The organism is Helicobacter salomonis (assembly GCF_900197775.1).
Classification (GTDB): Bacteria; Campylobacterota; Campylobacteria; order Campylobacterales; family Helicobacteraceae; genus Helicobacter; species Helicobacter salomonis.
Window position 1 is genome coordinate 13,773 of the sequence record NZ_FZMA01000024.1, and the last position, 15,832, is coordinate 29,604.

The 15,832-nt window shown below is 45.7% G+C and carries 19 protein-coding genes, 1 other RNA gene and 1 pseudogene; 16 read left to right on the top strand and 5 right to left on the bottom strand.

Going from position 1 to position 15,832, the window contains the following annotated elements:
* Window positions 1-76 precede the first annotated feature (76 nt).
* The 3 genes from C6H04_RS04855 to C6H04_RS04865 are packed head-to-tail and all read left to right on the top strand — an operon-like array spanning window position 77 to window position 1,645.
* A complete protein-coding gene (locus tag C6H04_RS04855; RefSeq protein WP_104694968.1) occupies window positions 77-844 on the top strand; it encodes an exodeoxyribonuclease III in 768 nt (255 codons plus the stop codon).
* On the top strand, window positions 834-1,316 hold the full coding sequence (locus tag C6H04_RS04860) for a 4Fe-4S binding protein (protein ID WP_104694967.1): 483 nt from the start codon (window positions 834-836) through the stop codon (window positions 1,314-1,316). The genes C6H04_RS04855 and C6H04_RS04860 overlap by 11 nt, the downstream gene beginning before the upstream one ends.
* Window positions 1,313-1,645, top strand: coding sequence for a chaperone NapD (locus C6H04_RS04865; RefSeq protein ID WP_104694966.1), 333 nt, complete (start codon window positions 1,313-1,315; stop codon window positions 1,643-1,645). The genes C6H04_RS04860 and C6H04_RS04865 overlap by 4 nt, the downstream gene beginning before the upstream one ends.
* Here C6H04_RS04865 and C6H04_RS04870 read toward each other — a convergent pair.
* The 4 genes from C6H04_RS04870 to panB all read right to left on the bottom strand — a co-directional run bounded on the left by C6H04_RS04870 (window position 1,638) and on the right by panB (window position 4,396).
* Entirely contained in the window at window positions 1,638-2,114 is a 477-nt protein-coding gene (locus C6H04_RS04870) for a hypothetical protein (protein WP_158653815.1), read from the bottom strand. The genes C6H04_RS04865 and C6H04_RS04870 overlap by 8 nt on opposite strands.
* A 60-nt stretch (window positions 2,115-2,174) precedes the next feature.
* Window positions 2,175-2,529, bottom strand: a transfer-messenger RNA (tmRNA) gene (gene ssrA / locus C6H04_RS04875).
* A gap of 62 nt (window positions 2,530-2,591) precedes the next feature.
* The gene (gene ruvB, locus C6H04_RS04880; RefSeq protein WP_199766091.1) at window positions 2,592-3,593 is read right to left on the bottom strand and encodes a Holliday junction branch migration DNA helicase RuvB; all 1,002 of its coding nucleotides are present in this window, start codon (window positions 3,591-3,593) and stop codon (window positions 2,592-2,594) included.
* The gene (gene panB / locus C6H04_RS04885) at window positions 3,590-4,396 is read right to left on the bottom strand and encodes a 3-methyl-2-oxobutanoate hydroxymethyltransferase (RefSeq protein WP_104694963.1); all 807 of its coding nucleotides are present in this window, start codon (window positions 4,394-4,396) and stop codon (window positions 3,590-3,592) included. Before panB ends, ruvB begins: the two co-directional genes overlap by 4 nt.
* A gap of 95 nt (window positions 4,397-4,491) precedes the next feature.
* Here panB and C6H04_RS04890 point away from each other — a divergent pair, with 95 nt between their 5' ends.
* From C6H04_RS04890 to rimP, 13 genes and pseudogenes are all read left to right on the top strand, one after another.
* On the top strand, window positions 4,492-5,160 hold the full coding sequence (locus C6H04_RS04890; RefSeq protein WP_104732502.1) for a hypothetical protein: 669 nt from the start codon (window positions 4,492-4,494) through the stop codon (window positions 5,158-5,160).
* Between the two features lie 112 nt (window positions 5,161-5,272).
* Window positions 5,273-5,818, top strand: a pseudogene (locus tag C6H04_RS04895) (outer membrane beta-barrel protein); the annotation flags it as partial.
* On the top strand, window positions 5,799-5,858 hold the full coding sequence (locus C6H04_RS08340) for a hypothetical protein (RefSeq protein ID WP_369094652.1): 60 nt from the start codon (window positions 5,799-5,801) through the stop codon (window positions 5,856-5,858). The pseudogene C6H04_RS04895 and the gene C6H04_RS08340, both read left to right, overlap by 20 nt.
* A 449-nt stretch (window positions 5,859-6,307) precedes the next feature.
* Window positions 6,308-7,198, top strand: coding sequence for an outer membrane beta-barrel protein (locus tag C6H04_RS04900; protein WP_233711856.1), 891 nt, complete (start codon window positions 6,308-6,310; stop codon window positions 7,196-7,198).
* 13 nt (window positions 7,199-7,211) lie between these two features.
* A complete protein-coding gene (locus C6H04_RS04905; protein ID WP_104732487.1) occupies window positions 7,212-8,573 on the top strand; it encodes a M23 family metallopeptidase in 1,362 nt (453 codons plus the stop codon).
* A gap of 5 nt (window positions 8,574-8,578) precedes the next feature.
* Window positions 8,579-9,172: a septum site-determining protein MinC gene (locus C6H04_RS04910; protein WP_104732488.1), complete on the top strand. Its 594-nt coding sequence runs from the start codon at window positions 8,579-8,581 to the stop codon at window positions 9,170-9,172.
* Window positions 9,169-10,077 carry a UDP-3-O-acyl-N-acetylglucosamine deacetylase gene (gene lpxC / locus C6H04_RS04915; RefSeq protein WP_104732489.1) on the top strand — a complete coding sequence of 303 codons (909 nt, stop codon included), beginning with the start codon at window positions 9,169-9,171 and terminating at the stop codon, window positions 10,075-10,077. Before C6H04_RS04910 ends, lpxC begins: the two co-directional genes overlap by 4 nt.
* 14 nt (window positions 10,078-10,091) lie before the next feature.
* Window positions 10,092-10,559 (top strand): hypothetical protein, encoded by a 468-nt coding sequence (locus tag C6H04_RS04920; RefSeq protein WP_158653029.1) that lies wholly within the window; start codon window positions 10,092-10,094, stop codon window positions 10,557-10,559.
* Between the two features lie 52 nt (window positions 10,560-10,611).
* A complete protein-coding gene (gene thrB, locus C6H04_RS04925) occupies window positions 10,612-11,520 on the top strand; it encodes a homoserine kinase (protein ID WP_104694957.1) in 909 nt (302 codons plus the stop codon).
* Complete coding sequence (locus C6H04_RS04930; RefSeq protein WP_104694956.1) at window positions 11,510-11,770, top strand: YlxR family protein; 261 nt, start codon at window positions 11,510-11,512, stop codon at window positions 11,768-11,770. Before thrB ends, C6H04_RS04930 begins: the two co-directional genes overlap by 11 nt.
* On the top strand, window positions 11,767-14,472 hold the full coding sequence (gene infB / locus C6H04_RS04935; protein WP_104732490.1) for a translation initiation factor IF-2: 2,706 nt from the start codon (window positions 11,767-11,769) through the stop codon (window positions 14,470-14,472). The genes C6H04_RS04930 and infB overlap by 4 nt, the downstream gene beginning before the upstream one ends.
* Window positions 14,472-14,825 (top strand): 30S ribosome-binding factor RbfA, encoded by a 354-nt coding sequence (rbfA, locus tag C6H04_RS04940; RefSeq protein ID WP_104732491.1) that lies wholly within the window; start codon window positions 14,472-14,474, stop codon window positions 14,823-14,825. Before infB ends, rbfA begins: the two co-directional genes overlap by 1 nt.
* The gene (gene rimP, locus C6H04_RS04945; protein ID WP_104694953.1) at window positions 14,819-15,265 is read left to right on the top strand and encodes a ribosome maturation factor RimP; all 447 of its coding nucleotides are present in this window, start codon (window positions 14,819-14,821) and stop codon (window positions 15,263-15,265) included. Before rbfA ends, rimP begins: the two co-directional genes overlap by 7 nt.
* 151 nt (window positions 15,266-15,416) lie before the next feature.
* Here the strand turns inward: rimP and C6H04_RS04950 are convergent, their stop codons facing one another.
* Window positions 15,417-15,821: a hypothetical protein gene (locus C6H04_RS04950; RefSeq protein WP_104732492.1), complete on the bottom strand. Its 405-nt coding sequence runs from the start codon at window positions 15,819-15,821 to the stop codon at window positions 15,417-15,419.
* Between the last annotated feature and the right edge of the window lie 11 nt (window positions 15,822-15,832).

Genomic DNA, 15,832 nt, shown 5'->3' on the forward strand with positions numbered 1-15,832 from the left:
AAAGCGCGATTATACTATACATATCCTTTAAATTTAACTTAAAGTGTTATAATAAGCAAAAACACAAAGGTGGTAGATGCGCTTAATTTCATGGAATGTCAATGGCTTGAGGGCATGCATGCAGAAGGGTTTTGAGAACTTTTTGCTAGAGAGTGAAGCTGATATATTCTGTGTGCAAGAAACCAAAATGCACCCGCAACAGGCCGATTTTGCCTTTGAAAATTACCATGCTTTTTGGAATAGCGCACAAAAAAAGGGTTATAGCGGGGTGTTGACTTTGAGCAAAAGCGCGCCTTTAAGCGTGCGCTATGGTTTGGGATTAGAGGAGCACGACATGGAAGGGCGTGTGGTTACCTGCGAGTATGAGAATTTTTATCTAGTTAATGTCTACACGCCTAATTCTCAAAGGGGGCTCTTGCGTCTGCCCTACCGCCTAGAATGGGAGAGCGCCTTCAGAGAATTCTTGCAGACTCTAGCGTCGCGTAAAGAGGTGCTGGTGTGCGGGGATTTGAATGTCGCCCATACAGAGATTGATCTAACTAACCCGCAGAGTAACCGCTACAACGCGGGTTTTAGCGACCCAGAACGCAACGCGTTTAGCCAACTACTCCAACTAGGATTTCTTGACACCTACCGCCATTTTTACCCCGACAAAACAGAAGTCTATACATGGTGGAGCTACATGAGCCAATCTAGGGCGCGTAATATCGGTTGGCGTATCGATTATTTTCTGGCTTCTCAAGGCCTGCAAGCTCAGCTCAAAGATGCGCATATTTACGCCCATATTTTGGGGAGTGATCACTGCCCTGTGGGCTTGGAAATTGATATGCCCGATGAACCCTAAAAAGCCCTTTAGGGGGATTTTTAAGGGTTTAAAGCGCGAGCCCTTTTTGATCCCTTTGCCATACTTCAACTCAGAGAAAGCACAGGATTGCCTAGATTGTACGGGGGGATGTGCTTCAGTCTGCCCTGAGCATATTATCATCAAAAAAGAAGCCACACGCCCTTATTTGGACTTTAAAGAACGGGGTTGCACATTTTGTCGAGAGTGTGTACGGGAATGTGTTCAAGAGCATACGGGGGTGTTGGAAGATACTCGAGAGGATTGCATAGATACATGGGTCCTCCTCGATTCGCAAACATGCTTGAGTTATCAGGGTGTGGTGTGCTTTGCATGTAAGGATGCGTGCAGAGACAATGCCATTAGCTTTGAGGGCATGTTTGCTCCACACATCCATGCCTCTTGCACGGGGTGTGGCATGTGTGCAGGTGTATGCCCCAGTCAATCCATTTTATTTGTAGAGAAAAGCACATGAATATTTCCAGCGTGATTGTTAAAGTCCAACTAGAGAGCTTTGAGCAGAGTCTAAAAGCGATTGAAGCCTTAGAGTGCGTGGAAGTGCCCGCTTTTGATCGAGAAAAACAAGTGATCATTGCTTTGATTGAAGCCCCCAGTGTGCAGGAGGAGCTGCGCGCTAATAGGGAGATTGAAAACGCCCCGGGGGTGATCAGCGCGCACATGCACTTTAGTTATTCTGATGAAAACCCTCTACCTTCTAATATCCAAGCCAGTCTAGAGAAAATAGAAAATACAGATGCTAAATCGGTGCGCTATGGAGGCGATGTAAATAACTGGCTTAATTAGCCTTGCGGGTATCGAGCCATTGGGCTTTGAGGTTCATGGCCGTGTGTAAGGAGTTCTCGAGTTGCTCAGTGATGGTTAGCATGGAGGCAAAATCGCTGCCCCATTTCGCATCCTTGAGCTCTTTGTGTAGCGTGTCTACGAGATCAAGGGCTTTATCCAAATCAATGGGAGGCTCAAAGGCCTTTTTGAAAGCCGCTCCAAAGCCCTCTTTTTTGGATTGAGGTTCTTGAGGATTGGTGTTGGGGGCCAACACAAGTTTAATGTTCTTGGCTTCTTGGTAAATACGATCGAGTAATTTTACCTCCTGATAATCTCTACCCTTGTCAATGGCCTCTTCTAAGATTTTGTTGCTTGCGATAACTAGTTGGGTCGCTAAATCTGCACTTTTAGCCTCTTCCTTAGAGAGAGCGTGGACATCAATACCCACCAGCCATGACGCGCCAAAATGCATCCATAAAATAGATAGCAACAAACACTGCTTACAACTCATCGGCGCATCAATCCTTCTATGGGGGAAACATTGTCAAAATGGTGGAGCTGTGGGGAATCGAACCCCAGTCCAAAAATTACATCCATCCGTGGGCATCTACATGCTTAGAGAAGTTAAAGTTCTCGGGCTTTCCTAACAACCTCTCAAACTAATAGAAAGACCCTAGCTCTCAATCTTACTCTGAGGAGTGAGCACTTTTCAGAGGCAACTGGCTACAATGATGGAATACCTAGCTAACGCCAGTCGATTGCTAAGTTTCCAGCTCGCTACGCAGCTTTAGCGTAGTTGGGAGCGTAATTAGGATTGTTTACGGTTATTGTTTGTGTCGTTTTACAAGAGACACTTGGCATGCAACCCACGCTATGCAACCCTTGTCGAAATCCTGTTCAGCCCCATAACTTAGCAGAAACTAAGTAGCGCAGTATAGCATGCTTTGCTTACGATTTTTTTAAAATTTCAGAGCAATCGGGGGCGATCCAACTTGAGAGTTTCATAAGTTTTAAGCGTAGCAATACGCCCCTTAGCCGTGCGCTCCAAATAGCCATTGGCGAGCAAAAAAGGCTCGATCACCTCTTCAATCGTACTCTCATCTTCATGCAGGCTGGCCGCAATAGTGTTCAGTCCCAAGGCTTTATTCTTGGCGTTAGCTAAGAGGTTGAGATAGAGCAAGTCTAGCGCATCAAAACCATGCGCGTTCACGCCTAGCTCCTCTAAGGCAAAAAGTGTGGTTTGCAGAGAAATGCTCGATTCGCTGGCATGATCGGCAAAATCGCGCACCCGCCTTAAGAGTCTCAACGCAATGCGGGGTGTGCCTCTTGAGCGTTTGGCAATCTCTGCACTCGCTTTTTCTTCTATATCTTTTTGCAATCTAGTGCTAGCGTGTGTAATAATGGTAGCGAGCTCTTCTATGCTGTAAAACTGCATGCGAAAATGCAAGCCAAAGCGCTCGCGCAGGGGGTTAGAGAGTAACCCCGCGCGTGTGGTAGCCCCGATGAGAGTAAAGGGATTGAGATCGATCTTGATAGTCTGAGCGGCTGCTTTAGACCCAATAATAATATCTAATCTAAAATCCTCCATCGCTGAGTAAAGCACCTCTTCGATGGCAGGGCTTAAGCGGTGGATTTCATCGATAAAAAGAACATCTTTGGGATTAAGATTGGTGAGCAGGGCGGCCAAATCACCCGTCTTTTCAATCATAGGGGCGGTAGTAACCTTGATATTGGCATGGAGTTCTTTGGCAATGAGATGACTTAAAGTGGTCTTGCCTAAACCTGGGGGACCAAAAAAAAGCACATGATCTAGGGTATCTTGGCGTTTGAGAGCGGCACCAATAGAGACCTGCAACAATTTTTTAATCTGTTCTTGTCCAATGTAGTCCTCCCATAAATTAGGGCGCAGACTTACAGATTCTTGCTCTTCTAAATTGAGTGCCTCTACATTGACAAGTCTTTGCATCAGTAACTCTCTTGCTCGGAGGGGAAATGCCCTGTTTGGATGTCTTGGATATAGCGTTGCACAGCCTCTTCTACAAGCGTTGCTCCCTCCAAATACGATCGCACAAATTTAGGCTTAAATGCTTTGAATAGTCCAAGCATATCGCTAAAGACTAAAATTTGTCCATCGCACCCCGCCCCGCTCCCTATGCCTATTGTAGGGATGTCTAGCTGAGTGGTGATTTCTGTAGCCACATGCGCAACCACGCCCTCCAAAACAACCAAGCTTGCCCCTGCCTCTTGCACACTCAAAGCATCTTCTAAGACTTGTTGTGCACTCTCTGGCGTCTTGCCCGTGATCTTATAACCCCCTACGCCTCGTACACTCTGGGGCAAGAGACCAATGTGCCCTACCACTGCCACACCTTCCCCAACTAAGGTTTTGATGATATGAGCCCGTTCAGCCCCTCCCTCTAATTTAATGGCATCAGCACGGGTATGTTGGTAGAATTTCAGGGCGTTCTTAAGGGCTTGTTTTTCATTAGTGTAACTTCCATAGGGCATGTCGGCCACTACAAAGGCGCGTTGCACGCCTCGACACACCGCCTTAGTGTGGTAAAGCATTTCTTGCATACTCGCACTCAAAGTATCTAGCCTGCCATTAAAACTCATGTTCAAACTATCACCTACCAAGATCAAGTCGATATAAGGATCAAACAAAGCTGCAAACAAGCTGTCATAGGCTGTAATGGCGCTAATTTTAGAAGGTTTTACGCCATCTTTAGGGTGCTTTTTGCGGCGTAGACAACCTAGAGTCATCTTCATCATGCTCACACTTTTTGAGAGATTTTACCTTTAAAATGCTATGATAGGGCTAAAATTTTTCATTAGGGTTGGATTTGAAGATTAAAGGGGTGCTCGGGATGTCTGTCTTGATTTTTCAGACATTATGGGGCATAGATTATACGACACTCGATCCAAAGTATTATAAATACATCAAGTTTTATGAGAAGTACACGGATCAAGAAATCGCTCTCTTGATTGACGATATTAAGCATGCCGAAAGCAAAACTGGGTTGTTGCTGGGCTTGAGCACGGGTTTCTTCTACAACAATGCGATCAAGCGTGCCATGCAAGAAGGTACAATTCAGGGCAAACGCATGGAATACTTGTGGAGTATCGGCGTGCGTTTTGGCTACCAGACTTTCCGTCCTTCCTTATTCGCCAAGACCATGCGCCCTAATTTTATCGGGAGGCGAGTTTACATCCAATACATCGGCGCAGTACCCAAACGCTCCAATGTTGGGCGCATCGGTTACCAAAGCGCAACTATCAACGCAGATTTGATGATCGATCCCACTCTGCCCTTGGTGCAACGCTACCTTTCTATGGGTTTTTTGTTGGGAGTGGGATTGGGGGTGATCACACAGGGAACTGATACTACTGCTTTTTTTGGCATGATGGCTAATGCAGGGATTGCCTTTAGCATCTTTGGACATAATCGCGTGGAGCTTGAGTTTAAAGTGCTTGCCAACAAAGATGTTTCATGGTGGGGTGGATTGATGCACATAGGGTATCAATATGTTTTTTAGACGTGCTGTTCAGGGGCTTTTTTTGGGTACCCTTGTTTTGAATACATGTTGGGGAGGGGTGTCTGTACACCAACAGCGTGATATTTCTTCTGAGCGAGAATTTCAAATTTACATGCTCAGAGGGCAACTTTATGAAGCAGAGCAGGCAAAACTTGTCCAAGAAGTGGCCAAGCGCAAGAGTGGGCCATTCGTGGGTGTCCTACTAACGCAAACTCTCATTCGAATCAATGGAATTAGGAGTGCAGGCTTGCCCCTCTTGTATGGCCTAAAAATAGGTTACCAAAGGTATGTCAAGAGCGATATAGGTGGATTGCGCGTTTATGGGGAATACATGGGGGGAGTCAATAAAAGCGTGCTTAAGCCAGAACAATCCAGCGCTTACCAGATAGCAAGCTTCAATGTAGATTTAGTGATGGATAAATCCATTGATACTCGTAAAAAGTATGCTATCGGAGTCTTTGGAGGGCTTGGCGTAGGGTGGAGTGGTTACAAAGATTACCCTAGTGCCGTGCACAATCCCAATGGCTTTGGCTTAGTTATTAACTTGGGCATTTCCATGACCTTAAACATCAGGCATCGCATCGAGCTTGCTTTAAAAGTTCCCCCATTGAAAGTCAGCCATGCCTTCGCCTATAGCTTTGCTAGCGATAATCTTTACTATATCAGCTATAATTTTTTGCTCTAGGGAATGGCAATGAAAGTTCTGTTTGCAACAAGCTTACTTCTAACAAGTGCAGTAGCGATGCCTCCACCCATTTTGAAAGATACCAACTCAGATGTAATTTTTGAAGATGCTCCTGAATCTAAATCAAATGTGCCCAATCCCCAACCCCAAGTACAACCCAATCCTCAATCTAGCCCCCAGCCTAACCCTCAACCCAAAGTACGGCCTATTTTAAAAGATACCAACTCAGATGTAATTTTTGAAGATGCCTCTGAACCTGAGTCGGATTTGCCCAATCCCCAACCCCAAGTACAAAAACAGCCCCCTGCAACGCCACATCCACAAAATACACCTGTTTGTGCACCCAGTCCGTCTATGGCTCCTAGTCTGGTCCCACTACCTCCGCTCCCTTTTATTCCTACCAATCCAGCGCTTCCCCCCTATCCTTATGGAATGCCTATCAATCCAGAACCCAACGTTGGCATGCCAGAGAACCCCCATCGCTTTGATTCAGACCCCGTGATTAAAGATTTAGAAGATAGGATTCGTGCGCTCGGTGTGGTCCCAGAAACCCAACATTACTACTCTAAAAAATACATTGAAAAGCACTACAAACATAAGAGTTGGCGTTTTAAGGCAGAAAAATTTGAGAGTTATAGCATTGCCAAAGAAAAAAGCGGGTTTTTTCTAGGGGGTGGGTTTGGCGTGGGGGGATTAGAGGAGTCCTATAGTGGTGACCAGGTGTTGAGCACAGATCTTGGAATCAAGGTTCCCAACGATGTCTTTAGTGCTCCTGTTAGTCTAAAAAGCACTTTTGGCATGCTAAATCTTGAATTGGGTTACCAACAATTTTTTAATCTGTACTTTGGTACGCGTATTTATGGGGATCTACTTGTCATACCGGGGCTTGCTACAATTGGAACCTTGAATGGCAATAGCACTAACAAAGGGTTTGGGAAGTTGTTTTATGCACTGGGCTCCTTAGATATGGACGCGCTCATTGACATTCCCCTAGATAAGCAAAAACAGCACTTTATTGGCGCATATGCTGGTTTTGGAGTGGGGTTAATGCTCTTGCGTGATTTTAAAAACGCAGCGTTCAATCAGGTTGTCGCCAATGCCTATAAAAGTCCCAATATCTTTTGGAAAATGCTCGCACAGGCAGATTACACGATCAATCTTGGGCTCGCCTTTACTTATAGACGGCATGTGCGTTTTGAATTGGGCACTAAGATTCCACTGACTTACCTGCGTTTTGGAACAGAATCTCCAGCGGTCTATACTAATTCTCAGTCTAGCAAGACCTTGCTCAGTGGCGATATTGGTTTCAAACGCACGACTTTCATGGTGTTCAATGTGCTCTATGTTTTTTGATTAAGGCAAAATTGTGTGGCGTTTGATTGTATTAATAGCATTAGTAGGATGTGGATATTTGAGCTATAACTACTGGGTTAGTAAGGATAATCAGGGGCAGATTAGTTTGGTTATGAAGGTTGTCAAAGAGGGGAGTAAAAAGGCACCAGCGCAGAATCTGCGTGTTGAGAATCCGACACACTGGAATCTCAAACACCACATACGCGTTATTTTGGAATCCCCGGCTAAAATCCGCTCTTATCATATTAAGGTTTCTACGAGCGATCATTTAGTGGTTTATGACAAAAATCAGATTGTGCTGGACGAACCCAGTCGCTTGGTTTTTGAGTTACCTAAACCTAGCATTCAACTCAATGATCAAACGATACTCCACTATGAGATCAGTCTATGCGATTGGAGTAATGGCAATTTCTTCAGTGGCAATATAACTACCAAAAGCTTTGATCTAGTCTTGGACACAACTCCACCCACTATCCGCACTCTCGCGCAGTCATCCAGTATTACTTATGGGGGGAGCGCGCTTGTAGTCTTTAAAGTGGAAGAGGATTCCCTAGACAAAGTATGGATCAATAACGGCTCCATGGACTTTAAGGTCTTTCCCTTCATGCAAGACAAATACTATGCAGCTATTTTGCCATGGTCGTTGCAACAACGCGCTTTTAATAGCAAAATCATCGCCAGGGATAAATCTCTCAACACTACAGTCGTGCCTTTAAGTTTTATCCAAAATACTAGAGTACCCAGGATGGAGAGCAAAATTGACTTGAGTAAACAGTATGCGAGTAAGGCAGACGCACTGCAGGGTCTAAAAACATACCCGTATCTTGAGCGCACTAATATGCACGCCAATCTCCAAGAGATTATCCAGCAAGATTTAAGCAATGTGTTCACTTATAGCGCTCTCAAATTCCAACCTTTCAGTCCTTTGAATACCAGTAAACCTAGAATTTTGAGCCCTTTTGGTGCCAAGCAATCTTTTCTGTTCAAAGGGGATTTGCTGGGTGAATCTCTACATTCAGGCACAGATTTCTTTGGCAAGCATTCCAAAGTCATTGCGAGTAATGAAGGGCGTGTGGTCCTGGCAGAGGAGATGCAAAGTTATGGCAAAGGCGTTTTAATCTCCTATGGTCTAGGCTTACACGCGCTCTATGGGAGTCTCTCATCTGTAGCAGTGAGAAAAGCAGATTTAGTTAGCGCGGACAGTGTTTTGGGCGTGAGTGGTAAAAACTCTACGAGCAAGTTTGATCATGTACACTTTGAAGTTTTAGTGCAAGGTGTATCAGTGCGTCCACGAGAATGGATGGACGCGGGGTTTATCCAGCGCTTTAATGATGTGTTGCGTCAAGCACAGCGGCGTATCCAAGAACAAAGGTAAGCTGAGTGTTGCAAACTAGGCAGAAACAGGTGCGTTGCTTTGAATTGAGCAAAGCGCACAAGGATCAGTATCTCAATTTCATTCACAAAAATGCTCCTCTCCTGCAGGATTACCTACTCTTATTCAAAGCTCCTCCTGAAATAGAAGTGTTAGAAGCCTTAGAACACTATGGACTTGCCTACAGCATTAGCACGAAAGAGCTCAAAGGTAAAAATAGCGATCAAATCGTGATTTACGAAGCCACTCAAGCCTTAAGCGTTGTAGAGCCTAAAGCTCCGTTAACTGAACGGGTGCAGATTTTCGAACGGCATATCCGTAGTGGTGAAGAAATTGACAGCACTGCTAGTCTAATTTTTTTAGGCAATATTAACCATGGGGCCAAGATTGTTTCAGAGCAGAATATTAGTATTTACGGGCGTTGTGAAGGGATCATCATTTGCATGGGGGCGTGTATGGTGCTTAAAAATGTGTATTCTTCTCATATCACATTTCAAGGGCAAATCTTGAGCGATACCTTGATTGAGCGCATTAATGAGAATGAGAAGTTAAAATTGATAACAAAAAATGACGATATAATTCAGATAAAGGATATTGTATGAATGAGAGAACTATCGCAAGAAGCGTCGAGGTGGTTGGGATTGGCTTGCATAAGGGTGTGCCCGTTAGAATGGTTTTAGAGCCTTTAGAGGCAGGGCGGGGTATTGTTTTTGCTCGTTCGGATTTGCAAGCTCAGATGCCCTTATCGCACGAGAGTGTGGTGGACACGACCATGGCAACTACTCTAGCTGCCCCAGATAATCCTAAGGCGCGTATCTCTACCGTAGAGCATCTGCTCTCGGCCGTGAGTGCTTATGGGATTGATAATCTTAAGATTTCTGTCGATAACGAAGAAATTCCCATTATGGACGGCTCTGCGATTGCTCATTGTATGCTTTTGGACGAAGCAGGGATTGTAGAGCTGGACACCCCCAAATCTTTCATGCGTATCACTCAGGAGGTGGAAGTTAGAGATGGTCCTAAATTTGCTAAGATCAGCCCGAGCTCTTCTCTCTCTTTTGATTTTGGCATTAATTTTGCCCATCCTATGATTAGAGAGCAGCGTTATTATTTTGAGTTTTCAAGACAGCAGTATAAAGAGCAGATCGCTAGGGCGCGCACCTTTGGTTTTTTGCAGGAGGTGAATTATTTGCGTTCCATCGGGCTTGCTAAGGGTGGAAATTTAAATAATTGCATTGTACTCGATGAGCACAGCATTGTAAACAAAGAAGGCTTGCGCTACGAAGAAGAGTTTGCGCGCCATAAGATTTTAGACGCGATGGGAGACTTAGCCTTCTTGGGTAAGGGGGTTATTGGTGCATATTGCTCTTACATGGGAAGTCACAAACTCAATGCTATGCTTGTAAATAAGGTTTTAGAGACACAGGCCTATGAAGTGGTGCATCTATCTCCCTCTCCTCAAAGGCAAAGTGTCGCGTCTGGAGAAATGGCGGTGGCTTACAACTAATTTGGGATTTGTTGGTGCGGTGTGTGCTTGTGGTGCTGGCTCTGCAGCGCCCTGTGCAAATGGGTGTTTATGTCGAAAACGAGTTGGTCTACTCCGTGTATTCCACACAGGGCACAAGCGTTGCGCTTGCGAGTTTATTTGCGCAAGTTTCTAGGTGGCTGGCGTGCGCGGGGTGTGCGTTGCGCGCGATTTACTACGCCACCGGTCCAGGAAGTTTTACAGCCATGAAGTTGACTCATGTTTTTGTGCACACGCTCGCGATCACAAAGGGTCTTAGACTCTATGGAGCTCTTGGATTCGTGTTTAATGCCTATCGTCCCATCAAGGCGTTTGGTAAGAGCTATTATCTTTATCATCGGGGTCAGATTGTTCTTAGACCCTTAGAAAATCCAGAAGTGCGCGCCATGCGTTTACCTGTTCTGCTCGATCCTAGCCTATTTAGTGCAGAGTCCAAACCTTTGTATCTTTTGTCCCCTGTTTAGGTAAAAAACACAATATTAAGCTATAATGTAGCATCAAAACTTAGGAAGTGATTTGGTTGTTAGTGTGCCTGCTACAAGCGCGAACTTGGGACCGGGGTTTGATTGTTTGGGGCTTAGTTTGAATCTCAGAAATCGCTTCAGTGTAGTGCCCTCTGTTTTTACGAGCATTAAAATTCAAGGTGAGGGTGAGGGCTTTTCTAAATTTTTGGTCGATAATATCTTTGTCAATTTGTTTAAGAATGCGCTCCAAAAACGCGGCGTCCAACAAAATTTTGAGTTTTTGTTTCACAATGCTATTCCTATTTCTCGCGGATTGGGCAGTAGCTCTGCGATTATAGTGGGGGCTCTAAGTGCCATTCATCATTATTTAAATGGTCATATCAACAAAGAAGAAGTGCTACACGCCAGCTTGTTTTATGAATCCCATCCAGACAACATCACTCCAGCAGTCTTTGGGGGATTTAATATTGCTACGACAGAGAGGCTCCCTGGCGAGGATTTTCAGAGGAGCAAGAAGAAAGTATACCATTTACGCACTTCTATTCCCAGCTATCTCAAGGCAGTGATCGTGATTCCTCCTCATACAATTTCTACAAAACTCTCGCGTCAAGCTTTACCTAAACGCTGCAGTTATGCTGACGCCACCTACAACCTCGCGCATGCGAGTTTGATGTGCATGGCATTTGCACAGGAAAAATGGGAGGTGCTAAAGGTGGCTTCTAGGGATCGCTTGCATCAGGATAAGCGTATGAAACTCTACCCCGTACTGTATGGCGTGCAGAGGATGGCACTGGAATGTGGTGCGTTGATGAGTACGCTCTCAGGAAGTGGTTCGTCGTTTTTTAATATGTGCTATGCTGAAGATGCGAGAGCATTGCAAGCTAGGTTGCAGGGCAAGTATTCTAATTTTAGGGTTTTGTCTTTAGACTTTGATAATCAAGGAGTGCAGATTGAAAGCTAGCGTCTTTTATTCTAAAAACGCGGTGCGCACTTGCGTATGCTGCAGGGCGCGTTTGAAGCAGGTAGAGTTGTTGCGCTTTAGCGTGAGAGAGGGTAGAATTATTGTATTTCAAGGAAGTGGGCGTAGTTTTTATTTGTGTGGCGCATGTTTGCATGTTAAGCATGTTGATAAGCAGGTCTTGAAGGTTAAACATACCCCCAAAAATAAACACTACATCCAGGCATGGTTAGAGGAGGTGCGCGCGTCATGAGTGGCATTGCATTGAAGGATTTTGTTTTGGAATTGGGTCGGACAGATGTGAAAATGGTAATCGAGGAGGCTAAGGAGATTGGTTTAAATCTTAAAACCACTTCTAGTTTGGATGAGGAAACGGCTGCCAAGCTCTACGATTTTATCACGAATAAGGTGAATGCTCGTATGCCTAAGAGCACCTCGAAAGTTCCCCCCACCAGCAAGGCAAAAGCGCAGACAGACCCACAACCAGAAATGGCTCCCCCCACTCCTCAAGAGGAGTCTGTGGTATCTCCTGTTCCAAAAACTCCGCGGCGTGCGCCTAGAAAACGCAGTATTGAAATTGTCAGCACGGGACAGAGCGCGCCCAAACCTCCCACTCCACAACCGCCCAAACCCGCCCCCACCACGCCCTTAGAAGTAGTGATCAAAGTCGATCCCCCTGCTCCTAAGAGCACTCCAGAAAAAGAAGAGGCTACCCCTCCCCCAGCACCTACCCTCATTATTGCAGAAAGTGTATCCGCAGAGCCTCCTGCTCCATCTAAAGAACCCAATGCTCTCTCCAAAAGAACACGCGGAATCCGCATTGTCAAACGCACCGATCAGGAAGAAGCAGCTTTAGCTAGAGCGGCCTTAGCCTCTATGATGAGCCAAAAAGAGCCCAGTGAGAAAAAAGCTAAGAAATCTTCTAAGACCAAAAATGTGGCCAAGCCCAGTCCTAAGAGTCGCGCTCAAAGGTTGGATTTCTCTCAAAATCGAGACTTCCACGATCTTTATGAGGATGAGCAAGATGAGATTGTTCTCTTTGACTTCCATGCCCAAGATTTGGAGTCAAAGGAAGAAGCTCCCCCCCGGGTAATTGCTGATAAAGTGAAAATTCAGCGTAAAACCCCATGGGTGAATGAGGGAGGAATTCGCCGTTCCAGCCGCAAAAAACGCGTTTATCGCAGCGATAATGCCCAGAAAAGCGTGCAGAGCACTATTAGCATTTCTGAAGAGGTGCGGGTATATGAGTTTGCTCAAAGTGCCAATCTCAATCTTGCCGATGTGATCAAAACCCTCTTCAATTTGGGCATGATGGTTACCAAAAACGACTTCTTGGATCGCGATGCCATCGAAATTTTGGCCGAAGAGTTTAAATTAGAAGTGCAGATTGAGAGTGCACAGGTCTTCATCGAAGAAGAGAGCGCACAAGCCCTAGATGATCTGGCCGAACGCCCCCCTGTGGTAACCATCATGGGGCATGTCGATCACGGGAAAACCTCCTTACTAGATAAAATCCGTAACCAGCGCGTGGCTGTGAGTGAAGCGGGGGGTATCACTCAGCACATCGGGGCTTATATGGTGCAAAAAAACGACAAATGGATCTCCTTTATCGACACTCCCGGACATGAGGCGTTTAAGGAAATGCGCGAACGCGGGGCGAAGGTTACTGACATCGCGATCATCGTAATCGCTGCAGATGATGGAGTCAAACCCCAGACAGTCGAAGCGTTCAAGCAGGCTAAAGACGCAGGCGTGCAAATTATCGTGGCGATGAATAAAATCGATAAAGAAAATGCTAATGTGGACAAACTCAAAGCCGAGTGTGCAGAATTAGGTTTCAACCCGCGCGATTGGGGCGGGGAGTTTGAATTTATCCCTATCTCGGCTAAAACCGGACAGGGCATTGACACCCTTTTAGAAACGATTTTAATTCAAGCTGAGATCATGGAATTGCAGGCCTCAGCCAGCGCACAAGCAAGGGCGATAGTCTTAGAGGGCAGTGTGGAAAAGGGACGGGGCGCGGTAGCTACTCTTATCGTGCAGCAGGGCACGCTTAGAGTGGGTGATGCGGTGGTGGCCGATATTGCCTTTGGCAAGATCAGGACTATGACAGACGATCAGGGCAGAGCGGTTAAAGAACTCAAGCCCTCACAGGTGGCTCTCATCACGGGTTTAAGCGAAGTGCCTATGGCGGGCTCTACTTTGATTGCTGTAGAAAGTGAAAACACCGCGCGCTCTTTAGCGCATAAAAAAGCGACCTACTTGCGCCAAAAAGCTTTAAGCAAGAGCACAAAGGTGCATATTGATGAGCTCGCATCTATGGTGGCGACTAAAGAACTCACCCAGATTCCTATTGTACTCAAGGCGGACACACAGGGAAGTTTAGAGGCAATCAAACACAGCCTCTTGGCTCTCAATAATGAGGAGGTGGGTATCCATATCCTGAATGCAGGTGTGGGAGGTATCAGCGAGAACGATTTAAGCTTAGTAGGTAATAATCCTCACGCCCTCGTGCTGGGCTTTAATATCCGCCCGACGGGCAATGTGCGCGCGCGGGCTAAGGAATTACGCGTAGATATTAAAACCTATAGCGTGATTTACGCGCTTTTGGACGATATGAAAGCCCTTGTAGGGGGCTTGATGAGCCCAGTGGTGCAGGAGGAAGATACCGGGCAAGCCCAAGTGCGCGAAACCTTTGTGATCCCCAAAGTGGGTACAATTGCTGGGTGCATGGTAGTCGATGGGGTGATCAACAAGGGAATCAAGGTGCGCTTGATTCGTGAAGGCGTGGTGGTGCATGTGGGCAAAATCATCTCTCTCAAACGCTTTAAAGACGATGCTCAAGAGGTGTCTAAGGGCTATGAATGCGGAATCATGCTAGAGCGTTATAATGATGTGCGCGTGGGTGATGTCTTTGAAAGCTTTAGAGAAATCCAAAAGGCGAGGGTACTCTAATGGATAGCGTGCATGCCAAGCGCCTTGATGCTGGACTATTAGAATATATACAAGAGGCTTTAAGCGCGCTGGACGATCCTAGATTGCATGGGATCACCCTCACACGCGCCCACTGCTCTAGGGGGAAATACCACGCCCATGTTTATTTTGATGCCCAAGCACTTGATACCCAGACCCAAAAAGAAATCTTCCACGCGCTTAAAAAAGCTACTCCTTTGCTGCGCGCGCATGTCTTGCAGGTGAGTGGATGGTTTAAATGTCCTAAATTTAGCTTCCATATCGATGAAAGCCTAGAGCAAGAACGACGCCTAGAAACCCTCTTTAAGGCCATTGCTAAGGAGTCTCGATGCTAGAAGATTTAGAGCCTCTTTTAGAAGCCACGCTCCAGAGCATCGACTGCACGCTTTATGATGTGACTTTACTAAAAGAAAACCAGCGCGATATTTTGCGCATTAGTATTAAATCCCTTAAAGGTCCTACAACCCTGGACACATGCCAAGAGGCGAGTTTGCTCATCTCTCCTCTGCTAGATGTGCACGCTAGCATGCCCGGGGCTTACTCTTTGGAGGTAAGTTCTATGGGATTAGAGCGCACCTTGAGTAAACTTAGACATTTTGAACTCTCTATAGGCGATTTGGTAGAAGTGCGCACAAGTCAAAACGAACGCTTTAAGGGGGTAGTGCAAGGGGTGGAAGGGGATGAAATTACATTTACAATTCAAGACACATCAAAGCGTATTCCCCTGGCACAGATTAAAAAAGCCAAGAGCGTATTTGAGTTTGGGGAGACTTGAATGCTCAGAAGCCCGCAGTCATTATCTAACCCCTCTACATCTAGAGTACCCTTCGTTGTTTTTGACCATGAGACGATGATAGAGAGTGCTAAGGCGGGTTGTTGGCGAGTAAAACTTGGAATCGCCAAGTATTCTCGCTGAAGACAAGCGTTTATACGTGGGTTGATTGTTTATAAAAACAGAATAAAAGTTTGTGTTCGTGGCAGTGGGTGAGCAAGTTCAGCACACCACCAAATTCTCGAGCAGACTTAGCTCCGTGGATGACAAAATATTCCATGGGTAATTTCTTAAGCCCAACTTCAAAACCCACACCCTCAAAGGCACGAACTACCTCTTCAAGTGAATAATCACAAACAGGATAGCTCTCTTGGGTTCTGATGATTTCTTTGCGCTGTGCCCAAAAGGGATTTTCACGATAGCAACCCATGGTGGCAAAGTAAAAACCTTTGTCCTTCAGGATGTTAAAAGCTAGCGTAGCGTGGGCATGCAAATTAGGCAAAGTATAAAGCACCTCTTGAGAGTAAATTGCATCAAAGACACTGACTTGGTTTTTCAATTTTGTGTTGG

Bases quoted from the DNA above. Each gene is read 5' to 3' on its own strand.
- C6H04_RS04860 (WP_104694967.1), top strand. From the start codon at position 834: ATGAACCCTAAAAAGCCCTTTAGGGGGATTTTTAAGGGTTTAAAGCGC.
- rimP (WP_104694953.1), top strand. From the start codon at position 14,819: ATGCTAGAAGATTTAGAGCCTCTTTTAGAAGCCACGCTCCAGAGCATC.
- C6H04_RS04855 (WP_104694968.1), top strand. From the start codon at position 77: ATGCGCTTAATTTCATGGAATGTCAATGGCTTGAGGGCATGCATGCAG.
- C6H04_RS04900 (WP_233711856.1), top strand. From the start codon at position 6,308: ATGCCAGAGAACCCCCATCGCTTTGATTCAGACCCCGTGATTAAAGAT.
- C6H04_RS04890 (WP_104732502.1), top strand. From the start codon at position 4,492: ATGTCTGTCTTGATTTTTCAGACATTATGGGGCATAGATTATACGACA.
- panB (WP_104694963.1), bottom strand. From the start codon at position 4,396: ATGATGAAGATGACTCTAGGTTGTCTACGCCGCAAAAAGCACCCTAAA.
- rbfA (WP_104732491.1), top strand. From the start codon at position 14,472: ATGGATAGCGTGCATGCCAAGCGCCTTGATGCTGGACTATTAGAATAT.
- infB (WP_104732490.1), top strand. From the start codon at position 11,767: ATGAGTGGCATTGCATTGAAGGATTTTGTTTTGGAATTGGGTCGGACA.
- lpxC (WP_104732489.1), top strand. From the start codon at position 9,169: ATGAATGAGAGAACTATCGCAAGAAGCGTCGAGGTGGTTGGGATTGGC.
- C6H04_RS04865 (WP_104694966.1), top strand. From the start codon at position 1,313: ATGAATATTTCCAGCGTGATTGTTAAAGTCCAACTAGAGAGCTTTGAG.